We start from the raw sequence: 1,091 nt of genomic DNA, 5'->3' as shown, positions 1-1,091 counted from the left end.
GAGTTTCGAGCAGATTATCAGCATGGACTTCAATGGTATCGCCCGTAGCTTTAATCTTGACTTCGACAATGCCTTCTGCGGCTTTCTTACCAACTGTCACGCGGATTGGGAGACCAATCAAATCGCTGTCGCTGAACTTAACACCTGCGCGCTCATTGCGATCGTCCACCAAGACTTCATAACCAGCGTTTANNAAGTTAGCCCAGACATTTATCACAAATCGAAATTATGAGTCTTTGAAGTATATATATGAATTAGAGAGTGTAAAGGTACATCGCTTGTCTCTAGTAAATAAATTTTATATGGAGTGGATAAAATCTCTTATAGATTTTTATTTCTATGGGCAAAAAGAGGAAGCTGTGGCAAGATTGGAGAAGGTACTGTCTCAGTTAAATGTAACTGACCTGTTCTACCTTCAAGTTTCAAATACTCTATTTAATTTTTATTATGATATTGAAGATTTAGAGAGCTTTAATGAAATTCGAGAAAAGTTGGAGTGTCAAGTAAATCAACTCAAGTTAAATACAATCGAAGAATTAAACCTTTCTATTAAATTTAATTATAATGTTTGTCGCTATCTATGGTTGCAGAATAATACTGAAGAGGCTATTACTAAAATCACAGATACGATAAAGCAATGTAAGACGTATAGAACAACATATCTTTTGGCTGATTTGTATGTATTGATGGGAAATGTCAGTAAGAATTTTTCTTCTAAAGTTGCAGTAAAAGAGTACTTTGAAACGGCTTATTTCCTATATAAGCTTGAGGGCAATATGTCAATGGCTCTTAAAATCGAGCATTATATTGCAGATATAACAGAATAGCAAAGACGATGTTCAATTAAGCATCGTTTTTTTTAATCCAAAATAATACAAATATGTATTTAATAAAAAAAAATAAAAAAACCTTATAAAATTGTTGACATAATAACATCGAAGTGATAAACTAAAGGCAAAAAAGAGGAGAGAAATATGAAAAATTTGTTTAAAAAAATTGTTACTTTAGTAGTTATAGTTTTAATTCTGTTAGGGATTGTATCGAAACCCCAATCTCATATAAAGGCAACAGAAATTGATCCTGGTCCTGCA

Annotated in this window: 2 pseudogenes; one reads left to right on the top strand and one right to left on the bottom strand. The window is 32.5% G+C overall.

Features of this window, described 5'->3' with window-relative positions:
• A pseudogene (locus D8872_RS10645) lies at nucleotides 1-202 on the bottom strand (His/Gly/Thr/Pro-type tRNA ligase C-terminal domain-containing protein); the annotation flags it as partial.
• Here D8872_RS10645 and D8872_RS10640 point away from each other — a divergent pair.
• Nucleotides 189-827, top strand: a pseudogene (locus D8872_RS10640) (helix-turn-helix domain-containing protein); the annotation flags it as partial. The pseudogenes D8872_RS10645 and D8872_RS10640 sit on opposite strands and share 14 nt — an antisense overlap.
• Nucleotides 828-1,091 lie beyond the last annotated feature (264 nt).

Source organism: Streptococcus cristatus, from assembly GCF_003943815.1.
Lineage (GTDB): Bacteria > Bacillota > Bacilli > Lactobacillales > Streptococcaceae > Streptococcus > Streptococcus cristatus_F.
The sequence above is the reverse complement of the archived record's forward strand: the minus strand, read 5'-3'. Positions and strand labels throughout refer to the sequence as shown.